This is a genomic window from Aquimarina sp. AU119, assembly GCF_900312735.1.
Classification (GTDB): domain Bacteria; phylum Bacteroidota; class Bacteroidia; order Flavobacteriales; family Flavobacteriaceae; genus Aquimarina; species Aquimarina algiphila.
Genome location: NZ_OMPF01000023.1, coordinates 29952 through 55563 on the forward strand (window position 1 = coordinate 29952; position 25612 = coordinate 55563).

Annotated in this window: 14 protein-coding genes; 11 read left to right on the forward strand and 3 right to left on the reverse strand. The window is 34.2% G+C overall.

Translation table 11 applies throughout. The features are described from left to right. Nucleotides 1-11: 11 nt before the first annotated feature. The 3 genes from DK442_RS21125 to DK442_RS21135 form a co-directional block, all read right to left on the reverse strand. Nucleotides 12-3296, reverse strand: a complete 3285-nt coding sequence (locus DK442_RS21125; protein ID WP_109437906.1) for a discoidin domain-containing protein — start codon at nt 3294-3296, stop codon at nt 12-14. A gap of 76 nt (nt 3297-3372) precedes the next feature. Next, nucleotides 3373-5376, reverse strand: coding sequence for a M12 family metallo-peptidase (locus DK442_RS21130; RefSeq protein WP_109437907.1), 2004 nt, complete (start codon nt 5374-5376; stop codon nt 3373-3375). 513 nt (nt 5377-5889) lie between these two features. After that, complete coding sequence (locus DK442_RS21135; protein WP_109437908.1) at nt 5890-6963, reverse strand: PA0069 family radical SAM protein; 1074 nt, start codon at nt 6961-6963, stop codon at nt 5890-5892. A gap of 155 nt (nt 6964-7118) precedes the next feature. Between DK442_RS21135 and DK442_RS21140 the strand changes: the two genes are divergently transcribed. The 11 genes from DK442_RS21140 to DK442_RS21190 all read left to right on the forward strand — a co-directional run bounded on the left by DK442_RS21140 (nt 7119) and on the right by DK442_RS21190 (nt 25552). Next, nucleotides 7119-8099: a toll/interleukin-1 receptor domain-containing protein gene (locus DK442_RS21140; RefSeq protein WP_109437909.1), complete on the forward strand. Its 981-nt coding sequence runs from the start codon at nt 7119-7121 to the stop codon at nt 8097-8099. Nucleotides 8100-8104: 5 nt separating this feature from the next. Next, a complete protein-coding gene (locus DK442_RS21145) occupies nt 8105-9175 on the forward strand; it encodes an isoaspartyl peptidase/L-asparaginase family protein (protein WP_109437910.1) in 1071 nt (356 codons plus the stop codon). Nucleotides 9176-9456: 281 nt separating this feature from the next. After that, entirely contained in the window at nt 9457-10134 is a 678-nt protein-coding gene (locus tag DK442_RS21150) for a suppressor of fused domain protein (protein ID WP_109437911.1), read from the forward strand. 321 nt (nt 10135-10455) lie between these two features. After that, nucleotides 10456-15981, forward strand: a complete 5526-nt coding sequence (locus tag DK442_RS21155) for an alpha-2-macroglobulin (protein ID WP_109437912.1) — start codon at nt 10456-10458, stop codon at nt 15979-15981. Nucleotides 15982-16067: 86 nt separating this feature from the next. Continuing rightward, entirely contained in the window at nt 16068-16865 is a 798-nt protein-coding gene (locus DK442_RS21160) for an EF-hand domain-containing protein (RefSeq protein ID WP_109437913.1), read from the forward strand. A 22-nt stretch (nt 16866-16887) separates the two neighbouring features. Next, nucleotides 16888-17529: a DUF1266 domain-containing protein gene (locus DK442_RS21165; RefSeq protein ID WP_109437914.1), complete on the forward strand. Its 642-nt coding sequence runs from the start codon at nt 16888-16890 to the stop codon at nt 17527-17529. A gap of 85 nt (nt 17530-17614) precedes the next feature. Then, nucleotides 17615-18841, forward strand: a complete 1227-nt coding sequence (locus DK442_RS21170) for a DUF4272 domain-containing protein (protein ID WP_109437915.1) — start codon at nt 17615-17617, stop codon at nt 18839-18841. 129 nt (nt 18842-18970) lie between these two features. Further along, on the forward strand, nt 18971-19741 hold the full coding sequence (locus tag DK442_RS21175) for a 5'-nucleotidase C-terminal domain-containing protein (protein ID WP_109437916.1): 771 nt from the start codon (nt 18971-18973) through the stop codon (nt 19739-19741). Next, nucleotides 19731-20648 (forward strand): bifunctional UDP-sugar hydrolase/5'-nucleotidase, encoded by a 918-nt coding sequence (locus tag DK442_RS21180; RefSeq protein WP_109437917.1) that lies wholly within the window; start codon nt 19731-19733, stop codon nt 20646-20648. Before DK442_RS21175 ends, DK442_RS21180 begins: the two co-directional genes overlap by 11 nt. Nucleotides 20649-20736: 88 nt before the next feature. Next, on the forward strand, nt 20737-23088 hold the full coding sequence (gene pbpC / locus DK442_RS21185; protein ID WP_109437918.1) for a penicillin-binding protein 1C: 2352 nt from the start codon (nt 20737-20739) through the stop codon (nt 23086-23088). Nucleotides 23089-23272: 184 nt separating this feature from the next. Continuing rightward, nucleotides 23273-25552, forward strand: coding sequence for a GEVED domain-containing protein (locus DK442_RS21190; protein ID WP_109437919.1), 2280 nt, complete (start codon nt 23273-23275; stop codon nt 25550-25552). The last annotated feature ends 60 nt before the right edge of the window (nt 25553-25612 follow it).

Sequence of the window (25612 nt, forward strand, 5' to 3'; positions counted from 1 at the left end):
ACCAGTTAGATTCATTGTTGTTTGAAAACCTTAATACTTTTTTGTACTCCATTTTGTTCTATATGTAAAACATAAAAACCATTAAGTAACTTATGGGTGTCGATAGTAATAATGTCTTTATCTATTACAGTTTTAGTTCGTTGGGTACGTCCATTTGTGCCAATAAGCTGTATAGAACGAACTGCTTTTTTAGACGTAATCCCTTTAATAGTTAGTTTATCGTTAAAAGGAATAGGAAATACTTTTATTCCATCAAAATCACTAAGATCTACAGCTGGAGGAGGAGTATTTAAAATCTTTTTACTAGCAAATCTGCCAGCATTTTGTGACGGAGTGTATCTTACTGTAAATTCTGCAACCGATGCCCATCTTTTGTCATCAACTTCAGAGAGTGCTCTAAAATAAATATAGCGACATCTGAAAGTGTCAAATTCTACAGTTTGTTTAAGTGTAGATTTTTGAAATGTTCCTGTTGATAACTGTTGCCAACTATTACCATCCCAACCAAATATAATATAGTCTTTTACCATTCCAGTTGTACCAGTCTGTCTTCCTTGATAAGAAAATCCGACTAAATCTCTTTGTTGACCGAGATCGATAGCTATAAAATGTGGATGTGAAGTATTATCATCATACCAGTTACTATGCCAATATGTACTAGGATCTCCATCGGCAGCTTTTTCTTTTGAATGATCTGCATTACTAATTTCCTCGCTATTGGTGTCATAAACAGTGCAACCTTCGCAATTATCGATGACATCCGGGGGAGTTACGATATCCTCTATAATTGCTTGAATAGTATTAGAATAACTTGAATAACTATCACTGTCATATGCTCTAACTCTATAAGTGTACGTGCCGTTTGATAAACCTTTGTCCGTATACGTTTGAATACCTGTCCCAACAAAGTCTATTCTTTCATAAGCATTTCCATCACTTCTTTCAATTGTAAAACCATTTTCATTGGTCGAATTATCTTTCCACGTCAATGTGACATCTTTTTCACTTACCTGTATACTCAGGTCAGTAGGTGGATTTATTTCTTCACTATTTTCATCATAAAGGTCAGATTCCCAAATTCCTCTACCATACGTTGCAACACGAATTTTTCGTGTAGGGTAGTGGATTTCTAAATCTGTAGTTTGTACTCCGGGCAAATTGGTTGAAAACGGAACCCAGGAACTAAGATTATCATTAGTATAATACACTCCAGATTGCATACCTACATATAACCCATTGGCTGCGGTGTCATCAAAAACCAGACATTGAGCAGAAATGTTGGGGAGATTTCCTTTAATATTGGTCCATGTACTTCCTGCATCTATTGATAGGTAAACTCTTGACCCAGTAGCAGCAAGAGCTACTCGTTCAGGATTATTAGGGTCAACAGTAATAAAATTAACATCACCTCTAAAATTGCTTATTTCGGTCCAGGTTGGGTTGTTGCGTTGTCCATTTTTGGTTCTCCATACCCGACCTTTTTGAGCTATGTATATATAATTGTTGTCCGAAGCGGCGATTGCCATTTCATCAAGATTACCACCAACATTTATACTGCTTGTTAAATTCCTCCAGCTACCTCTACTACCACCATTGTTGCTTCGGTACAAATCTCTATATCCAACGTAAATATTGTTGTTATTAATAGGATCCATCATAAAAGGTGTTACCCATTCTCCACTGAAATTCCCAGGTTTACTAATGTTTCCTATACTATTTCCACCATCTGTACTTTTATATAAAGAACCAAACTGAGTGGTTCCATATACGATATTTCTATTTTTATGATCTATAAAACATTCCATACCATCGGCACCTAGCCATTCTTTAAATTGTCGGTTTGCTCCTCTCATAATATTGGTTCCATTATCTTGAGCTCCTCCTACTATCATATTGGCATCTGTAGCAGCGCCGCCAATACGATAATACTGTCTTACTGCTAATCCTCCTTGTGTTAAATCGGTTGTATTAGCTCCACGATCTCTACTTCTAAAAATACCTCCATCTGTACCTATGTATATATTGCCTTTTATATATTGTAAAACTTCTATATCTGCATGTACATAGGATCGGTCATTGGGTTCATTCCAAGCGGCTAGTGTTGTAAAACTTAACCCGCCATCTAATGATCTTGAATAGTTCATTCCTCCTAAATGTACTTCATTAGCATTGGTATCTGATACAGCAATGGCCATATCACGAGATGCCTGTGTAAAATATACCTGGTTTGTAGATACACTGTTATAATTTGCACGAGTACTAAAACTTGATCCACCGTCTATTGATCTATATAAATATCCAAAACTACTTTGTCTTTTTTGAACTAAGTATACAATATCTGGATTTGCAGGAGTTACAGCCATTTTCATTCGCTCAGTTCTGGAGATTCCACTAGTGATACGACTAAAAGAACGACCTCCGTTAGTCGATCGATAAAAACTATTTCCGCAAGCATAAACCACATTAGTATTCCCTGGCTTGAATTCAATATCCTCGGCTCTGGAATTTAATACTGAACTAAAAGAATTCCCTGAATTAACCGATCTGTATAATGCTTCTGTAGTACCCACAAATATGAGAGTGCTGTTTGGATGAATGAGAATTCTTCTTGGAGTACCACTTACTCTGTAAACTTCTGACCATGAATCTCCTCCATTTGTTGATTTCATAATCTGACCAGCAGAGTTTCCTAAATATACAATACTACTATTATTTGGATCGATGGCTATAGCCCAAATGGACATATTGGTCATTCGGTCACCAAGAGGTTTCCAACTTTGACCCGCATTTATAGATTTCCAGATGCCACCTCCTGGAGATCCAGCGTATATTATTTTTTGATTTGTAGGTTCTACAGCTATGGCCGTAATCCTTCCTAGTCCTGGAGACCAACTTCTTGTGCGGGTCCAGTTAAAAGGACCTAATTCTTCCCAGTTACTGCTTCTTTGTACATTTCTTGCCGCTTGACTATTGTTTTGATTCCATGATTTCAAAAATCTATCATATTCATTCACAACTTGACGATCACTTATTACACGACCGTTAGCATCAGCATTTCGTTTGGCCCAGTATAAGTTTCTCATATACAATTTATAGCCACTTCCTTTACCTTTTTTATTTTTTTTGTAGTATTTGGTTCCTAAGCGTTCTAGTTTTTTTATGCTGAGGTTATTTTCGTTTTGCATCATTTGAAATAATTCTTGAGCAGAACCTGTATAATTCATTGGGTTGATTAACAAGAAAAGAACCAGAAGTAATCTCCATTGAAGTAGAGATAATTTTTTGAGTTGTGTCATTGGTTTTGTTTTTAGAATTGATTAGAAGGGTATGTGTTTTTATTACATACCCTCACTAAAAATTGATTATAAGAGTTTATTTGATATGAATCTTTTTGGTGAGTGTTGCATCACCGCTAATTATCTGTACAAAGTAAATACCGCTATTGAATGACTGAATATTAAGAGTTTCTTTTATATTTCCGATTGGAGAAGTTTGATTGATAGTTTTAGATACAATATTCCTACCCTGTATATTCTTAACAGTAATGATCGTATTTTTACTATGTACATTCTCAATTTCAAAAGTGATAAAATCTTTAGCCGGATTAGGATAAACTAAGATATTAGAATCTTTTACTGCCTGCGAAGTTGAAACTATGGGTACGGATGCAGGGGTGCCTGCACAAGTTGCTATTTCAATCCAATTAGCTCCGTTCCATTCAAAAACTTTCCCTTCAAATACAACCTGATCACCCACGCGATAATTTACACCTTCTGTCCAGGGATCTACACTAGAACACGGATCAAGGGTGTTGCTATCACAATCTACGTATTCCCAATCGTTATTTTCTGTCCTTATCCATACATTACCATTATATATTACAACATCTCCAGGTGAATAGATTGTGTTTTCGGTCCATTGCACGGCTACAGAACATGGATCCGAGCTACATTTCCCTAAATCGTTCCAACCGTTATTTGCTGTTCTCTCAAATAGCCTACCTTGGTAGGTTACTTTATTTCCAGCTACATAGGTTACATTACCAGACCATTCATTAATACCTACGCAGCTTACTTCATCACCTCCTCCTCCTGAGCCTTCACAAGTATCTACACAACTCGCTCTGCTGATTGCTCTTCGAATTACATTTCTGGGCTGAGATCCAAAACCTTTTCTTAGGTTTGTTCCCACACTCGTTAAGTGGCAATAACTCATGATTGTTCCTCCATCCGAAGGAATTCCTGGGCGCCCGCAACCTCCTTGGGTATTGTAACAACCATCAATTGCGGTATTATTACCATTCCATACACAAGAATGCGTATGATTTGACCCAAAATTATGTCCTAACTCATGCGCGATTGTAGAGATATTCCAGGAATATCTTGGAACATCTTGATAACTGCGGTTTATGCCCGATAAACCATATTTATATGAACCACAAAGAGCATCTACCCAAGCGACTCCCCCAGAGTAATTATAAGTCACAAAATGAGCAAGGTCACCGTTAAAACCATATCGATTTCTGTAATTTCTAAAGCCATCTAAATCATTAAATGGAGTGGACGATGTCCAAACCTTAATGCCAGAAAGCTTTATTTTTATGTCATCATTAGCATACAATATAGCTACTTGATTAAACATAGCCTGTACAAAGTTACTGGCTGCCTGACTTCCTCCTTTATCTCTTACCACATCATTGCCAATGTCAAAAAATATTTCGGGACATTTAACTTGATTTGCTGCTGGAGTTTGTTTTGAAAAATCGTTTTTTTGGATTTCTTCAGTATGTGTATCTACAGTTTGACAAACAAAATCGTTAAGATGACTGATATCTTTATCTTCATATAGGATATGGTGATTACTATTGTCTAGTTTACCAAGTACCAGATTACCACTTTCTCCATCAAGACTAATTATTCCTGATACTTGATCATCTTGGATGGTAATGGCAGCAATTGAATTAGGACTGTTTTTTACGATTCCACGATAATGTGCGATATTCATATTGGGTTGAATAACTTTTCCAGAAGGCATTTCTACAATTGAAAAGTCATCTGTAGCAATTTCCACTTTTACTAATTCTAAAAGCATTGATGATTTTTTTCCAGGTAAAGAAAGATTCATTGCCTCTGGAGGGGATGATTCAAAACTTTTCATAGCAGAAGAGCTCAGTGATAAAATTGAAAAATCTTTAAATTCTTTTGGAATAGAGGCATTAGATTTTTCATTCTTTAGAAGAAACAAAGAGACTTCTTTAAAAAAATTTCCTGAGTGTTTTGCCGCTGCAATTTGTTGTTTTGGTTGAATGCTCTGGGATTGAGCAAAAAAAGATGTTGTCATCAATAAAATGACGAGAAATGTAAAAATACGTTTCATAAGTTTAGGTTTTAAGATTTAATACTGTATTTATGTTAAGTTGTTGAATTTAAAAATCATGTATTTTTTCATTGTATCACAGGGGTAATCTTGTGAATAGAGAACCTGATTTGAAAAAATAATAATACAAACACAAAATCATCAATAAAAGACATTATACCATTTTTGGTCAGTGTTTTAGGATGAAAAAGTGTACAACAATTTCTTAAAGTACTTTATGATATTTAATCTGAAATTTGGTTACAATTCAGATGATAGTACTTCTATTTGTATTCAAGAATTCAGAAAACTACAGAATCAATCCGTAGAATTGAGAAAGAATCTAGAAGAGGGTTGGGGTGATTTTTCATTTTAAGAGGTTTTGGGTTAGTTAGAAAGATGGTTATGTAATTTTTACGTTAAATTGGTTAACCAAAATTACACTTTTTTAATTTAATTAGAATATCATAAAGTTAAATATTTTTTTAAATTGTTTTTGTAATTAATTGTCATATAAATAGAGAAACTAGTCTTTTAGAATAATCGTAATTGTCCATTTTTATACTCTTCATGCATGTGACAATTTAAATGCACTTTTTGTGTCTCTGGAAAGTATTTTTTTCTTGCTAAAGAGAATAGTTGATGAATCTGATCAGCGATATTTCCAGACCCTTTCATTCTTCTACCAAATTCACTGTCATTTAAATTGCCTTCGTGACACTCCTTAATTTGATGAAGAATTTTGTCTTTACGATCTGGGAGAGTATTTTCTAACCAGGTGGTAAAAAGTTGCCCAATTGCACCATTAAGTCTTACAATAGTATATCCAACACTTTTTGCTCCTCGCTCAGAAATCTCCTTTGCGAGTGGTAATATTTCATGACTATTAATGGATGGAATTATTGGTGCCATCATTACATTTGTTGGAATTCCAGATGTGTTTAAGAGTTCCAGAGTTTCTAATCGTTTCTTAATACTGGCTGTTCTGGGTTCCAAAATTCTTCGGGTTTCTTCTTTTAAGGAAGTGATAGATAGAAATACAGATACAAGATTGTGTCTTGCTAATTCTGTTAAAATATCCAAGTCTCTTTGGATCAATGCGTTTTTGGTTATGATACCAACAGGATGTCTGTATTTTAAAAAAACTTCAAGTAATTTTCGTGTTATCTTAAGCTTCTTCTCGATGGGTTGATAACAATCTGTGTTTCCCGAAAGTGAGATAGGGTATGCTTTCCATGTTGAACTTTTAAGTTTTTTCTCAAGCAATTCAGGAGCATTTTTCTTTACCAAAATTTTACTTTCAAATTCTAAACCAGCTCCATAACCCCAATATTCATGAGAATTTCTTGCATAACAATATACACAACCATGTTCACAACCTTGATAAGGATTTAAAGAGTACATCATACCCACATCTGGACTGGTTACTTTGTTTACAATAGTTTTTGGAAAAGTTTCAATAAAAGTAGTCTGTGGTTTATCTATTATTTCTCCTTGTGCAAGACAATAATTAAGAAAGTCATCTCTTGTTTCATGATGATTTTTAAGAAATCTATTGTTGATTTTTTCCTGGGCACCTCTGCCTTTTATATGTTTTTTAGGTTTCATGAGTGTAGTTTTTTTACGGTTTAAAAGTAAAACTTTTGTTGGAATATTTCCTAGTAAAAATGGAAATATTCCAACAAAAGAGAGTAATTTTGTATAAGTGGTTTTTAATAAAAGAATAAAGTCAGTTTTAGGTTAAAAAGAAAAAGTGGTCAGTGATGAAAAACAAGAATTATGAATATGATGTTGCGCTTTCTTTTGCTGGAGAGAATAGGGCATATGTCGAAGAGGTAGCTAATAGCTTAAAAATAAGAGGAATTAAGGTCTTTTATGATCTGTTTGAAGAAACAAACCTATGGGGTAAAAATCTTTATGAATATTTATCAGAGATTTATCAAAATAGAGCAAAATATACGGTGTTGTTTATTTCAGGGTTTTATAATCAAAAACTATGGACAAATCATGAAAGAGTTTCGATGCAGGCAAGAGCATTTCAGGAAAGTAGAGAGTATATTCTTCCGGCAAGATTTGATGATACAGAGATTCCGGGAATTTTAAAAACAGTGGGGTATATAAACCTTACAGATAGAACTCCAGATGAGTTTGCTGGTTTGATCGAAAAGAAAATAAAGAAAGACCAAACGTTTTTAAAAAGTAGATGGTCCAAAATTTCTACTTTGATTAATCCAAAACCCTACATATTTACGATCAAAATAGAAAGCGAAAGTGGAGAACTCATTAAAAATGCAAAGATCGTATTAGTAGCTAATAATTTGACATACCTCGAAGGATTTACTGATGAAAAAGGACTTGCGCATTTTATTATTCGAACGCGTAAATTGTATACAGCGCTTATCGCACATCCCGAATATCCAGGTGTTATGTTTAAGGATTTAAACCCTAAAGAAGATATATTAATCACAATCGAAAAAACAAAAGGATCAGGGTCTACAATTCTTAATAAGTCAGGAGAAATCCCTTTAATTTCGGGAAGAATTAAACCTGTAGTAAAATCAAATAAAGTATTGTCATTATATGCTGATAATATTGCGATCGAAGGAGGGGTACATCAACCGTATGATTTTGAGTTAAATAAATCTATATGCCTAGAAGATAATGGTGGAAATATCATACATTTAACCTTCAGATTCTTTCAAGGAAGGATCGCTTTAGTAGATTATTGTAAACACAAATCATAGTAATTATGCAAAGAGTAATCATATTTTTAAGCTTAGTGTTGTTTCTGGCATGCAAAGAACAGTCCAAGGAAACGGCCAAAGTACCAGTTGTTGAGACTACAACAGAAGAACTTCAAAAATCTGGAGATAGTTTTGGAATTGTTATTCATGGGGGAGCAGGAACGATCTTGAAAAAGAATATGACACCCGAAAAAGAATTGGCATATAAAACTAAGTTAGAAGAAGCAATAAAAGTGGGGCATACGATTCTAAAAAATGGAGGAACAAGCCTAGAAGCTGTAGAAAAAACAATAAATATTCTAGAGAATTCTCCTCTTTTTAATGCAGGTAAAGGTGCTGTTTTTAATAGTGAAGGAGTTAATGAATTGGATGCTTCAATTATGGATGGAAGTACCCTAAATGCAGGTGCAGTAGCTGGAGTAAAGACAGTTAAGAATCCTATAAATCTAGCTCGGGAAGTTATGATTAACTCCCCGCATGTATTACTTTCAGGAAGCGGAGCAGAGTTATTTGCTAAAGAAAGAAATATTGAAATGGTAGATCCAGCATACTTTTTTACAGAAGATCGTATGAAATCTTTAGAAAGAGTAAAAGAAAAGGAAAAAGCAAAGGAAGCCAATACCACAACAGCTTTTTACGACCCTTATATCAAAGACTCAAAATTTGGAACTGTAGGATGTGTGGCATTAGATAAAAACGGAAATTTAGCTGCCGGAACTTCAACTGGCGGGATGACCAATAAAAAATGGAATCGTATAGGTGATTCTCCAATTATAGGAGCTGGAACATATGCAAATAATGCCACTTGCGCTGTATCAAGTACAGGATGGGGAGAATATTTTATTCGCGCGATGGTTGCTCACGATATTTCTGCTTTAATGGAATATAAAGAGCTTTCCCTTCAAGAAGCAGCTCAAATAGTAATACAAAAAAAACTTAAAAACCTGGGAGGCACTGGAGGAATTGTAGCCATAGATAATAAAGGTAATATTGCTATGGAATTTAATACTGCAGGAATGTATCGTGCTACTATGAATGCTGCCGGTGAACTTACTTTAGGAATCTATAAACAATAATAACATAGATTATACATTAGAAAGATAAAAAACCCCTCTGTTAAGAGGGGTTTTTGTTTTTTTAGAAATAAGTATTTTTAACAAATAAAAAAAACACTATTTTCAGGGGGTAGTACTACCAAAAATCATTTTACTTTTATCAAACTATTGTAGTATTTTCTAAATGATAAATAAAAACAATATTTGGGGATGGTGTTTTTGTTTTTTAGAAATGTTTGTAGTGAAGTGGAGGGGAAACCACATAGAATGTACAAGAACTAATTCAAAATAAAAAGTAAAACATGGATTATCAAAAACATTTTGATGCTTCTTATGAGAAGCGCAATTCTTTCTGGAAAGAAATAGGAAATCTGGAAAGCGATGTATTGTCTCATTTAATAAATCCAAGTTTTATGGGAGGGCCTACCTGGCCTTCATTAAGACAGTCGTTTATAAAAATAGATACTCCTGGATCAACATTTTTGGCAACCGATGGATTAAGTGATCCATATAGTGATTACGATACCAATGAAAAAAATCAAGCATATAATGGATTAGGTTTTGAATTGTATGTAGAAACAGAAAACCTGGAAAATCTAGATACGGTCAAAAATTCGTGGCAGTTTGATATGCTATACCAAGCAGGCTTATTAGCAGCAGATAATGGAAATTTAATCAATCTGTTTCAACAGTATACATACTTGTCTACAGAATTATATAATATAAAAGTACCAGATAATTTTGTTAATGAAGATGGTCGTGTAGGGGTTCTTATGGGATTACAAAGTGATCGAATTCCTAAACAAATAGAGTTAAGTATTGAACCAATCCTTTTAGTAAATGTAAAACTAATCACCCCGGATGAAGTAAAATATATTACAGACCATGGTACAAATGGAAGAAATGAAATAGTAGAAAAGATAATGCAACAAGGTAATGCTACATTCTCTTCCTTGGATCGAAAATCGGTACTATTATAATATGAAAAGATAGATTATGATTAAAACCTTAATCTCTGTATGAATCATTTGTGTATTTGGCAAAGTAACAGCTCAAAAGAAAATAGATGTAAGAGAAATGTAAGTTATTAGATTCTTCATCCTGAGAAGGAGGAGATAGTCTTATTATTCTCGAATATGGATAAAATCTAAACGAATATAAATTAGATCGTTGATCTAATTAAAAAAGAATATATTTTTAAATATTGATAGGTACTAAAATTCATAACAAGGGATATACAATAAGATAATATTGGATAGAATTAAATTTATACTACCTTTAATCAGCTAAACATCAACTATATGAAATCATTACGAATTCTTTATATGCTACTTTTTGTAGCATTAGTATTTTCTTGTAAGAAAAAAGACGCTCAAGCTATAGCTGAAGCAAATGCATCTGAGCTAAATAAATATCAGGACTATATTTCAGATGTATCTTCTGGAGTTATTTCGGTATTAGATAATGTGTATGTTGTCTTACAAACTCCGGTAGAAGGATGGAGTGATAATCAGGAATTACCAAAGGATTTACTATCAGTATCCCCAAAAGTTAATGGAAGAATAATTGCAGTAAACAACCGTACAATTTCATTTCAACCCGATGAAAGTTTTGATGAAGATACTGCATATACATTTACATTAGATTTAGAAGAGTTAGTAGAGGATTTTGAAGATGATTTAGACGAAGAATTTGTATTCACCGTAAAAACATTAAAACAGCAATTCTCTGTAATCACTGATAATTTACAATCTTATAGTAAAGATTGGCAATATATTGATGGTACAATTACTTCTAGTGATCAAATGAAGTTTGACACTGCTAAGCAATTGGTCACTGCTATGCAAAAAGGTAAGGAAGTCGCTGTAAAATTTAGTGAATCAATAGATAAAAGTCGTCAGTTTAGTTTTAGAATTGATAGTATTCAGCGTTTTGAAGATGACTCTGAGGTAGAAATTAAATGGTCAGGAGACTCATTTAATATAGAGACCGAAGGCTCAGCAACGTTATCAATACCTGGAAAGAATAATTTCTCGGTGATTAGCATTTCTGTAGCAAATGTGGATAATCAATACGTAGAGATTAATTTTTCTGATCCACTTAAGAAAAATCAAAATTTTAATGGACTGGTTACTATATCAGGGGCTAAAAATCTAAAATATACTGTAAACGGAAATGTTCTAAAAGTATACCCAAAAATTGAACTTAAAGGAATATTAGAAGTTACTGTTTTTGAAGGAATTCGAAGTACAGATAATTATAAACTTAAAAATAAGTATACAGAAAATGTATCTTTCCAACAACCAAATCCAGAGATAAGATTATTACAAAGTGGAGTGATTTTACCAACTTCTGATAACCTCAAGTTTAATTTTGAAGCTATAAATCTTCGTGCTGTTGAAGTGCAGGTAGTTAAAGTATTTGAAAATAATATGCTTCAGTTTTTACAAAACAATAACCTTGATGGATCTAGTAATTTGAGAAGTGTTGCAAGACCAGTCGCCAAGAAATTGATTAACCTTAAAGAAAACCCTTCGTTAAACCTTAGTAAATGGAATGCGTTTGCGATTGATTTAAAAGAACTCATTTCTCCAGACCCTGGAGCAATTTATAGGGTAGAACTTAATTACCGTAAAGCGTATTCACTATACAAGTGCGAAGGAGAAGGAGCAGACGATACACCAATTAAAGATTTAACCAATAATTATGATGAAGAAGAAGAAACAAGTTTTTGGGATAGTTCTCAATACTATTATGATGATTATTATGATTATAGTTGGGAAGAAAGAGAGAACCCATGTAGCACTTCTTACTTTAGGGATAAAAAAATAAGTGCGAACATATTAGCTTCCAATTTAGGAGTTGTGGTGAAGAAAGGATTAAATCAATCCTATGCGATTACTGTTAATGATATCGTAACCACGAGTCCGGTTTCTAATGCCAAAGTAGTTTTCTATAATTACCAGCAACAAGAAATAGGATCGGCTACAACCGATGCAGAAGGAATGACAGGATTTGATGCTGATCGCCCGGCATATTTTGCTATTGTAACATCAGGGAAACAACAAACCTATGTAAAATTAAATGACGGTAATGCACTATCAGTAAGTAAATTTGATGTTTCTGGAGTACGACTTCAAAAAGGAATTAAAGGATTTATTTATGGAGAACGAGGTGTTTGGCGCCCAGGAGATACATTATTTTTATCTTTTATGCTTAATGATAATGCAAATAAACTTCCAAAAGGACACCCTGTAAAGTTCGAATTGCGAGACCCCTACGGAAAAGTAACACATCAGGAAACAAAGACAAACGAAACCAATAATTTCTATAAATTTATAGTCAATACTTCTGATGAAGCCCCTACAGGGAACTGGCAGGCAAAAGTCAAGGTTGGTGGAGCCAGCTTTAGTAAAATACTTAAGATAGAGACCATAAAACCAAATCGTCTTAAGATCAAAACTACATTCGATGATGAAGTATTGGTGGCTGATAAGAATATTAAAGGAAATCTAGAAGTGCTATGGTTGCATGGTGCGATTGCAAAGAATTTACAGACTGATATTAATGTAAGATTTAATCCTGCGCAAACCAAATTTAAAACCTTCCCGGGCTATGTTTTTGATGACCCAACACGAAGGTTTGGTACAGAAGAACAAGAAGTGTTTCAAGGAAAAATTTCTGGAGAAGGAAAAGCTTCCTTTAGCCTTACCCCTAAACTTGAAAATAAGGCAGCAGGGATGTTAAAAGCTTCTTTTATTACTAAAGTTTATGAAAATGGAGGAGATTTTAGTACCGATGTTATCAGTAAAGACTTCTCTCCTTATAGCACGTATATTGGAGTAAATACACCTAAAGGAGATAAAGCTCGTGGGATGTTACTCACCGATACCCAACATAATTTTGAGGTGGTTTCAGTAGATGAAAAAGGAAATCCTAAAGCAGTAAAAGATCTTGAGGTTTTTATCTATAAAGTCGATTGGAGATGGTGGTGGGATTCTTCAGAAGATAATTTGTCTTCGTATAACAGAGGTTCATATCATAATGAAGTATTCAAAACAAAAGTTACAACAAGTAATAGTGGTAAAGCGAATTTCAAATTTGAATTAAAATATCCAGAATGGGGGAGATACCTAGTAAGGGTTGTAGATCCAAATGGAGGTCATGCTACAGGAAAAATAATGTATATTGATTGGCCAGGTTGGGCAGGGAAGTCAAGAAAAAATGACCCATCAGCAGCAACTATGCTTTTGTTTTCTACAGATAAAAACACCTATAATGTTGGTGAGAAAGCAATAGTAACATTTCCATCAAGTGAGGGTGGTAGAGCATTGGTAACTGTAGAAAATGGCACAGAAGTATTATCTTCTCAATGGGTGATTCCTCAAAAAACAGAAACCAAGTTCGAAATTCCAATCGAAGAATTACATACGCCTAATGTGTATATTCATATTACGTTATTACAACCGCATGCCACAACTGCCAATGATTTACCAATACGATTATATGGCGTAGTGCCGATCTCTGTCGAAAATCCAAATACCAAGGTAAAACCTAAGCTAACTATGCCAGATGTGCTTAGGCCAGAAGAGACAATTACACTCAAAGTTGGAGAAAATAATGGTAAAGCGATGACCTATTCTATTGCAATTGTAGATGAAGGATTATTGGATCTAACAAGGTTTAAAACTCCAAATCCATGGACTAGTTTTTATGCACGTGAAGCGCTGGGTGTAAAAACATGGGATGTATACGATGATGTAATTGGGGCCTATGGCGGAAGTATTAATCAAGTATTTAGTATTGGTGGTGACGCCGAAGCAGGAGGAAGTAAATCTAAAAAAGCAAATCGATTTAAACCAATGGTTGTATTCGAAGGGCCTTTTGAATTAAAGAAAGGAGAAACTCGTGCGCATAAAATCAAAATCCCTAAATATATAGGATCCGTGCGTACAATGATTGTAGCTTCAGATGCAGGTAATGCAGCGTATGGTAGTGCTGATAAAACTACTCCGGTTCGAAAACCATTGATGGTATTAACTTCGATTCCTCGAAAAATTACTCCGGGTGAAAAAGTGACAATTCCGGTTACTGTTTTTGCAATGGAAAAGAAAGTGAAAAATGTAAACGTTACTTTAAAACCAAATAAAGGGTTTAAAGTAATTGGCGAGACACAACAGAAATTATCATTTCCAGAACCCGATGAGAAAATGGCATACTTTGATATCGAAGTATTAGAAGGAGCTTCGATTACAGATATTGAGGTGGTAGCCAGTGGAGGTGGAGAAAAAGCTTCATATAAGGTGCCAATTAATATTGTGAATCCAAATCCGATGACAACAGAGGTAACCTCAATTGTTCTGGAACCAAATAGTGAACAAGAAGTTAGTTTTGCTGCGTTTGGAATTGAAGGGAGTAATAGTGCGACCATAGAACTATCATCATTACCACCAATGAATTTTGAAAGTAGATTAAGCTATCTTATTCGGTATCCACATGGATGTGTAGAGCAAACTACTTCTGCAGCATTTCCACAATTATATTTGGGAGAAGTATTTAATTTATCCTCAGAAAAGAAGCAGAAAATCCAAAAAAATATAGAAGCAGCTATTTATAGATTGAAACGTTTTATTCAACCTGGTGGTGGGATGTCGTATTGGCCTGGCTATAGTAATCCTAATGATTGGGGAACAACCTACGCAGGGCACTTCTTATTAGAAGCAAATAAGCAAGGATATGTCTTACCTATTGGTTTCAAAAGCAATTGGATTAATTATCAACAGCAACAGGCTAAACGATGGAGAAGTGGTAACAATGATTTGGCACAAGCCTATAGATTATATACACTTGCTCTTGCAGGGAGTCCAGATCTGTCTTCTATGAATAGGTTAAGAGAAACATCGGGATTGTCTAATGATGCCAAATTAAGATTAGCAGCGGGATATGGATTGATAGGTCAGTCGAATGCTGCAATTCAATTATTGAATTCTGCTAATATCGATTTCCAACCAAGAAAGAATAACCATTATACTTATGGTTCTACAAATCGTAATCGAGCAATGGCTTTAGAGACGCTAGTAACATTAGATCAAAAAGCCAAAGCACAGAAAGTGGCAGTAGAATTAGCCAAAGAGTTGTCTTCCAAAAATTGGATGAGTACACAAACAACTTCATATGCATTAATGGGAATGGCAAAATATGCAAAATATGTAGGAGGAAAAGGTGTGAATGTAAATTATATTCTTAATGGTAGATCAATTACTGCTAATACAGGTAAAACATTAGCAACTTCTGGAGAAGTTGCCATTTTAAAGGATAATAAATTAGTACTTAAAAACAATAAAGACAATACTATTTTTGTACAATTAGCTACAAGTGGGATTTTGCCTGTTGGAGAAGAGAAAGTACTTGAGAGTAACTTTAAAGCAATTGTAGATTATAAAACCAAGGACGGAAACATCATTAACCCAATATTACTGACCCAGGGAACCGATTTTGTTGCAGAGGTAACAATTACAAATACAACAGGTTCTAAGGTGAAGGATATTGCATTAACCGAAATTTTTCCATCTGGATGGGAAGTAGTAAATACTCGTTTTACCGATTTTGGATCGTTTAAAGCAAATGCTGTTACACATACAGATATTCGTGATGATCGGGTGAATTTCTATTTTGATTTAAAGCCAAAAGAAAGTAAAACAATGACTATCTTACTTAATGCATCATATTTAGGGAAATATTACCTGCCAGGCATTCAATGTGAAGCGATGTACGACAATGATTATGTTGTGCGAAGTAAAGGAAAATGGGTAGATGTTGTAAAATAGAAGCTTTAGTGGGGTACATGGTCTATGCATTACTATGAGTGTTAATTCAACCATTTTAATGCTATAAGTTGGCAAAAATTAAACACATGCAAAAGAATAAATTAATACTAATTTTAGGATTAGCTCTTCTAATTTTAAGTTGTTCGAAAGGTAAGAAATTAGAATCCAAAGGATTTGCTGTTAGTGAGGTTGCAGAGGATGAAGAAGGAAAGCCTATAGATGGATTAAAAACAGATACATTAAAATTTGAAACCAGACCAAGAAATGTACTATTAACAGCTAATCCTAATCATAGATTGACTCCTGTTTATAAAGTAAATTATACTAAGAAAACAAAAAAGCCATTTACGGGATCAAATAGTTTTCATACCAATTGGAGTGAATATGGTGAAAGTAAAGGGAATCAATGGAATCACAATTATATGCCAGGATTTGAAGCCGTTTATGGGTATAATTTTGTTAATGTTTCTCATTATAATCATCAGACCAAAATAGAGAATAAGTTTTTTAAAAAACCTGTTTTAGTTAAAACGTTATATTACCCAGCATTTTCAAAAGACACTTTAAATGATGTGCCAATTACACGAAAATTCCATATGATTTCAGTATATGATGAGGATACAAATAAAGACGGATTTATAAATGTAAAAGATCTTAGACGTTTTTATTATTTTGACATAAACGGAGAAAATAAAAAACCATTAGTTCCCAAGAATTTTTCGGTGATGAGTTCTGAATATGATCCTGCAAATGATTTCATGTATGTATTCGCAAAACTGGATCAAAATGAAAACGGAAAAATTGAAAATAATGAGGAAACTCAAATCTTTTGGATTGATTTAAATACCCCAGAAGAAAAAGGAGTACAGTATCAAAATAAATAAAAACAATAATAAATTAAAATCAATGAAATTGGTAAAAAAGACAACACAAGTTTTGGCTGCAATGTTTATGCTTGTTATGGTATCATCTTGTAATTCGACTGCAGAAAAAATAGAGGACGAACAGTTAAGTAGCTTTATGCTTGGAGGGATTTATTTTTTTAATGGATACGGTGGAATTGATGAGGTGAAGGAAATGATGAGTTCTGCAGGGTATACAAGTAATGAAGAATTGGTAAGTGGTTACAAAGAGATTTTAGAATTTCCGTTTGAATCATCACAAGCATCAGGAATCAAGAGTATGTTTAGAAATATGTGGGAGATTACAAATAAAGCTACTTTGCTTGAAACTTTGGAAGATTTGAAAACAAGAGAGTATAAATACAAATCATGGGATTATGCAAGAATTGTAAACAATGCTTGTATGGGGTACGCTGCAAATTATTTAACAAAAGATGAGGTGCTTGAGATTATAAAAGAAATTCTTCCGTTGGCAAGAGAAAAATATAAAAATTGGGAAGCATACTTTACCGATTTTAATTTGGGTAGAGTAGATTGGAACCCGAAGGACGAAGAAGGAGAAGCGTTTGAATTTTTATCAAAAAACATAACCAAAGGAGAACAATCAATTTACATGATTTTACCCCTAAATTCTGATAAAGAATAAGATTCTTATGATATAATATTCTCGATTATAAAAGTTAGGATGAATTAGGATTGAGAATTAATATAAAAACAATCATAATATAAAAATGGACAACTACTGCACGATATATTCTCATGAATTATACTTTGATAACATCGTTCCAGAGATACAAAAGGTATTTCCAAAAGGAAAAGTATCAGTCTCAGAACAAGATGGGCAAAAAATCATATATGTATCTATTAAAGAAGGACTTTTTAAACCTAAAAAAGAATTTCAGATCTCGTATCGGGAAAGAGCACAACCTTCTTATCAAATCTCTGAAATAGATTCCCCATTAACGCAAAATTTATCAGGAATGTCTGGTTTTGTAAATTCTTTACCTAGTAGTAATGAAAAGGTTAAAGAGCTATTACTTCAAAAAATACAGACCCTAAATAGTGAATTTCCGATTTTATCAGAAGGAAATCTGGATGAAGAATTAAAAATATTGACCAAAAATATGTGTCAATCTTGTGATGGGATACTATTTATTCGACCTGATACCAATATTAGTAGATCAGAAACACAACATTTTTTGGATAAAGATTTAAACCTAATTTTAGATACTAATGGGAATTGTGATATAGATCATCTAGACGTAAATATAAATGCTGCTTATTTTGATGAAGAACAAACAAAGGTGACAGAAGATCAAAAAAACAGAAAATCTAAAAGTGAGTCTATTATAAACGAACGACAGATTAAATTAAACAGTAATCTGCCCTGTATAGCATCTGAGAATACTACAATTTTACGAACTCCAAAAGAGATCGCTGAACGAGTTGCCATACTAGCAACAACTAATATGGTTGCATTTAATAATATAACCGGAGAACAAGCTATCGATTATTTAAAAAACTATGATCTTCTGGAAAAAGTAACTGAAAAAGAGCTAAGTTTCTTAAATAACCCGACCGATGAAGCCAAAAGTTATGAAACCTGGAAATGCGAATGTATTTGGGTTCTGATGTGGGCATTAGAAATTGTAGAAGAAATTGGATTTCCTGATACTTTGGCGAGTTTGGATAATATTCCGTCAGAGCAATATCCTATTGGAGAAGGAAAAGACCCTAATATTTTTATTAACGGCATTAATTCCTCTAGAGGGAAAACAGAGATCCTAGATGCTAATGATTTATATTATAGATTAGATTGGACTTGTGTTGATGCCAGGGTCAATGGAATCGAACTAGATAATCTGCATCCGGGAGTTGTTTATGAAAGACATTATGCATTAAATTGGTTAATACAATACAGAAACCAGAATTGGGATGATGTTTCCTGTGATACATAGAAAACATAACCTTTGTAAAGAGTTCTACAAATTCTTGTTGATTTCATTTTGAAGAGACATTATTTTAACCAAACCATAAACCTAACGTATTGTTTTTTTTAGTACCATTGTCAAAACATCAAAAAGATAATGAATACCAAGTTTTATATACCTATACTCAGTCTTTTCTTTTTAGCAAGTATTTCTGCCTGTAAACAAGAACCTATTACGGTTAGTAAAGTTTCGACAAGGCAAAAAAAGATTGATTCTACAATAGCTACAGATAAAACGATAGATTCATTTATAAAGCCGTTTAGAAATCACCTCAATAAAACATTAGATTCTACCCTTTGTATTGCGACAATTACCTTTACCAAAAATGATGGAGGGTTAGAAAGTACTTTGGGTAATCTTATGGCTGATATTTCATTACAACGTGCACAGCCTATTTTTAAAGAAAGATATCATAAAGAAATCGATTTTGTGTTGTTCAATCATGGTGGTATGCGGGCACCTATACTTAAAGGAGCAGTAACCTCTAGGGCTGCTTTTGAGCTGATGCCTTTTGAAAATGAACTAGTAGCCGTAGAATTATCTTATGAGAAAGTAAAAGAATTAATTTCGTATCTGGCAGAAAAACAAAGGGCACATCCAATCTCGAATATACAATTAAGCATACTAAAAGATGCAAAAACAAGTAAAGAGGTAACGATTAATGGTCATCTTTTACAAGAAGGGAAAAATTATATTGTCCTTACTACAGATTATTTGCAGCAAGGAGGGGATAGTATGAATTTCTTTAAAGACCCAATCCAATTATATAAAATAGATTATAAACTCAGAAATGCTCTGATAGATTATTTTAAATCAGTAGATACATTGCAGGTAAAACTGGATAAAAGAATGCATTATGCAAAATAGAAGAAGATTTATACAGCAAATGGCTTCGGCAACAGCTTTTGCCAGTTTGGGAGGATTAAGTTTAGCATCTTGTAGCCAACCGATATCAAAAAAGATTACGGTACTGCATAGTAACGACGTACATAGTCAAATTGATCCACTACCAAATAACCACTCCAGATACCCTGGTTTAGGAGGATTTGCCAGAAGAGCTTCTGTAATAGAGCAGGTTCGAAAACAAAACCCCAATACGATCTTGTTAGATGCGGGAGATATATTTCAAGGAACTCCCTATTTTAATTATTATGGAGGAGAAATAGAATTTAAATTAATGTCTAAGTTAGACTATGATTTGGCTACTATTGGAAATCATGATTTTGATAACGGCATCGATGGATTTTTAAGCCAGCTACCAAATGCTACTTTTGATTTTGTTTCTGCCAATTATGATTTTACAAATACGGTTTTAAATGATCTTGTAAAACCTTATAAGGTGCTGATTCGAGATGGAATTCGTATTGGAGTATTTGGATTAGGCGTTGAGCTGGAGGGGTTAGTTAATAAGAATTTATATAAAGAAACCGGATACCTTGACCCCATTGAAATAGCACAGGATATGTCCCGAATTTTAAAGGAAGAAGAACACTGCGACCTTATTATATGTCTTTCTCATATAGGATATGATTATAAACGTAATCCAAATAGAGTTTCAGATTTGCATTTGGCAAAAAAAACAAAAGACATAGACCTTATTATTGGTGGCCATACACATACACTATTACCTGAACCTACAATCGTGGATAATGCTTTGGGAGAAAAAGTGTTAGTGAATCAATGTGGTATGGGTGGAGTATATATTGGGCAAATTGATTTTTATTTTGATAGTACGGGAGGCAAGACTTTTGAAGGAAAATCTATTGAAGTTTAATTCTTTTTGAAAGAAATTATAATAGATACGCAATGATACTAGAAGATTTTGTGATTTCTAAAGATTAAATTTAAAATCTAAACTGATATTGCTTCAAAAATTAAAAACCTATATAAAAAGACATCCAAAACGCTTCATTCTTCTGGGAGTAGTATTGGTATGGTATTATTTTTTATTACCTAAACCTTTATTTGGCGATCCAACTGCAACAGTGATCGAAACCAAAAATGGAGAACTACTAGGAGCCAAGATTGCTAATGATGGGCAATGGCGTTTTCCCGAAACCGATAGTGTTCCCATAAAATTCGAAAAATGTATTATTGCTTTTGAAGACCAACAGTTTTACCTACACCTTGGGTTTAATCCTGTGGCCATGGTTGAGGCTATTGGCGAGAATATTAGAGCAGGTAGGGTTGTTCGAGGCGGAAGTACACTTACACAACAGGTAATTCGACTTGCTCGAAAAGGTAAGAGACGTACTTATTTTGAAAAGTTAAAAGAGTTAATATTGGCAACGCGTCTAGAATTAGGAACTTCTAAAGAAAATATTCTAAAACTATATGCTTCTCACGCTCCTTTCGGAGGAAATGTTGTGGGAATTGATATGGCGTCGTGGAGGTATTTTGGATTACCAGCACATCAATTATCATGGGCAGAAAGTGCAACATTGGCTGTTTTGCCTAATGCCCCTTCATTAATCTATCCCGGAAAAAATCAAATTCGTTTACAACAAAAGAGAAATCGATTATTACATACGCTATTGCAAGAAGGTACTATTGATTCTTTAACCTATGAGCTATCCATAAGCGAAGAATTACCTAAGAAACCATATTTTCTACCGCAAACCGCTAAACATTTATTAGAAAGACTAGCAAAAAAATATAATGGAGAACGAATCCAGACAACCATTGATCCAATACTGCAAAAACAAGTTAATCAGGTTGTACAAAAACATTACGAAGTATTAAAACAAAATGAAGTACATAATATGGCTGTTTTGGTATTGGATGTTGATACTAGAGAAGTGTTGAGCTATGTGGGTAATACCTCTACAGATAAAGCCCATCAGAAAGACGTAGATATTATTCAGGCAGGGCGAAGTACAGGAAGTACATTAAAACCATTATTATACGCAGCTATGATGGATAAGGGTGAATTGTTACCAGAGCAACTGGTTTCAGATATACCTACTGTAATTTCTGGGTATAGCCCTAAGAATTTTGATGAAAGCTATAGCGGTGCCGCCCCAGCCAATAGAGCATTGGCACGGTCATTAAATATTCCTGCAGTTCGATTGTTACAACAATACGGATTGCAGCGATTCAGAGATGAAATGAATGCCTTTAAAATTAAGGATTTAAAGTATAGTGCAGATCACTATGGATTATCTCTTATTGTAGGTGGTGCCGAGGGTAACCTATGGGATTTATGTAAAACATATGCAGGTTTTGCTGGAACATTGAATCATTATCAGGATACTTCTAGTGAATATTTCACCAAAGAATTTACAGAACCAATCATCTTAGCAGAAAAGAAGGTTGACTTTGGTAAAAAAACACAACAGAAATCTGTATTTGGTGCCGGAAGTATCTGGTTAACTTTTGAGGCGATGAAAAAAGTAAATAGGCCAGAGGGAGATGAAGCATGGGAATTTTATGACTCCTCAAAAAAGATTGCCTGGAAAACAGGAACTAGTTTTGGTAATCGAGATGCTTGGGCGATAGGAAGTAGCAAAAAGTATGTTGTTGGTGTTTGGATTGGTAACGCCGACGGAGAAGGACGACCTGAATTAACAGGGCTAAATGCAGCTGCACCAGTGTTATTTGATGTGTATAATCTGCTACCCAATTCAAAGTGGTTTTTGACTCCGTATGATGATTTGGTTCAAGTAAAGGTTTGTTCTAAAAGTGGGTTTTTGGCAGGGAATAATTGCCCAACTAAAGAAATGTATGTGCCAATTTCGGGAGATCGAACGAATCCGTGTCCTTATCATCAATTAATTCATTTAGATGCAACTAGACAATACAGAGTAAATTCCTCTTGTGAACCCGTAGCTAATATGACTCATACACCCTGGTTTGTATTACCTCCCTTACAAGAGTACTTTTATAAGACTAATAATGCGGATTATAAATCATTACCGTTATATAGATCTGATTGTACAAAAGAGTCTCAGGACCGAATGGATTTTATTTTTCCAAAACCCAATAGTAGCGTGTATCTTCCCAAAGGCTTTGATGGTAAGACAAATGAGGTTGTGTTTAAAATTGCACATACTAATCCAGAAACTCAAGTATTCTGGTATATCGATGATCATTTTATTGGTGCTACAAAACAATTTCATGAAATGCCTGTATTCGCTAATCCAGGAATGCATATCATTACCGTTTTGGATGAAAAAGGAAATGAATTGAAAAGGAGCATAGAAATCAAGGAATAGTGTTTATCTGTAGTATTATAAATTATTGTTTTTTTCTTAATTAAATTAAAATTAGTACTAAAATTTGTGTTAAAAAGCAATATGTGTTAAATATTTAACAATTATCTTCTTACCTTAAGTAGTGTATTTTATGAATTAACCAGCTAATTTTTAATTTATTACACAAACCTAACTCTTAAAACCAATGAGAAAAACAATTGTATTGCTTGGCATAGCTATATGTTCAAGCATTAGTGCCTATTCGCAAATAGGTCAAGGAGGAGAACCAGCGTTCTCAAATGAAAATATTGCGAAATCTAGACAAATTCCTAGTGTAACATTACCTGGGCTGGATATAGCAAAGCTTTTAAAAGAAGATGAACTTGAGTCGAGTAAAGATGTACCAATGCGCTTTGCCTATCCTCATGAAACAAACCTAAATCCAAATAATTCTGGGAAATGGTATACTAATTCTAAAGGTGATCGATACTGGTTAATTGAGATTGAATCAAAGGGGGCCTTGTCACTTAACCTTACATTTTCAAGTTTTCAAATTCCTGAAGGAGCTAAGTTATTTATCTATAATGAGGATAAATCAGATGTTCGGGGAGCCTTTACATCTGCAAATAATAAAAATTCAAAAAGATTAGGTTTAGCTCCTGTAAAAGGGGATAAACTTATCGTTGAATATTTTCAGCCGGCACGTATTAAGGGACTTCCTGATTTAAATATTTCTACAGTCGCTCATGACTATAGGGGTATTATGGGAATGGCAAAGGCTTTTGGTAGTTCTGGGTCTTGTAACAATAATGTAGTTTGCTCTGAAGGAGATCCATGGAGAGATCAAATTAGATCTGTTGCATTAGTAATATTAGGAAACGGAACCCGATGGTGCTCAGGATCTTTAATCAATAATACTGCAAATAATGAAACGCCATATTTTTTAACAGCGAATCATTGTACCGCTGGTCGTGATGTGACCAACTGGGTTTTTGTATTTAATTATGAATCTCCTGGTTGTAGTAGCTCTGACGGTTCAACGAGTCAATCTATATCTGGTTCTCAGATGATGGATAGCGGTTCTGGTTCTGATTATGCATTATTAAGACTTTCTTCTACACCACCATCCAGTTATAATGTATATTACTCAGGATGGGATGCTACAGGAAGTATTCCTACTCAAACCACAGGTATTCATCACCCTGCCGGAGATGTAAAGAAAATATCATTTGATAGTGACCCGTCATCTATTTCTGGATATTTAGGAGGGCAAGGAACCTCACATTGGCAGGTTACAGATTGGAATGACGGGACTACCGAAGGAGGATCATCTGGTTCTGCTCTTTTTGATCAAAACAAAAGGATTGTTGGTCAGTTACATGGTGGATATGCTGCTTGTGGTAATGACAGAGGAGATTGGTATGGCCGTTTATCAGTTACATATCCAAACATCTGTCAATGGTTAGCTCCTGGCTGTACTACAAAGATAGTTAACGGTTTTAATCCTGGTAGTGGGGGAGATACACAAGCACCATCTGCGCCTTCAGGATTGACAGCATCTAATGTAACAGCCACAACATTATCATTATCATGGAATGCTTCTACAGATAATATAGGTGTAACTGGGTATGATGTATATCAAGGTAACTCGATTACGACTTCAGTAACAGGAACGTCAGCAAATATTGCAGGATTAACATCGGGTACAGCATATCAGTTTAAAATAAAAGCGAAAGATGCTGCAGGAAATATTTCTGGCTTTAGTAATACAGTTAATGTAACAACTACAAGTGGAGGTGTTACGTATTGTTCTGCAAATGGAAATAATGCAACAGAAGAATATATCAGTAGAGTTCAACTAGGATCTATTGATAAAACTTCTGCTGCCGGAAATGGGGGATACAATGATTTTACATCAGAATCCACAAATTTATCTAAAGGAAGTTCAAATACGATTACTGTGACCCCAACGTGGCCCGGAACAACATATAATGAAGCCTATCGCGTATGGATAGACTATAATCAGGATGGTGATTTTGCAGATGCAGGAGAGCAAGTTTGGTCACAGTCATCAACCCAGGATGCTTCAGTCAGCGGAAGTTTTACAGTACCATCATCGGCTACTAATGGAGCTACAAGAATGAGAGTTATTATGCGATATAATACCGTTCCTTCTTCATGTGGATCATTTAATTATGGAGAAGTAGAAGATTATACTGTGGTTATTGGAGGATCTACTGCTAAACAAACGAATAGTGTATCGATTTATCCAAACCCAGTGACCAGAAATATACTTAATGTTTCTTTTGAAACACAATCAAAAGAAATTTCATATTCGGTGATAGATGTTGTAGGAAAAACAATCATTACGATAACCGATCAAAATAAATCTGCGATTGATGTCGGAGGTTTAAAACAAGGAGTTTATTTTTTGAAATTTACTGATGGAAATAAACAATATACTAAACGTTTTGTGAAGCAATAAAGTTATTTTTTCGCTGGATAATACATAAAATACTATAATAGAGAGTGAAGATTCTTAGAT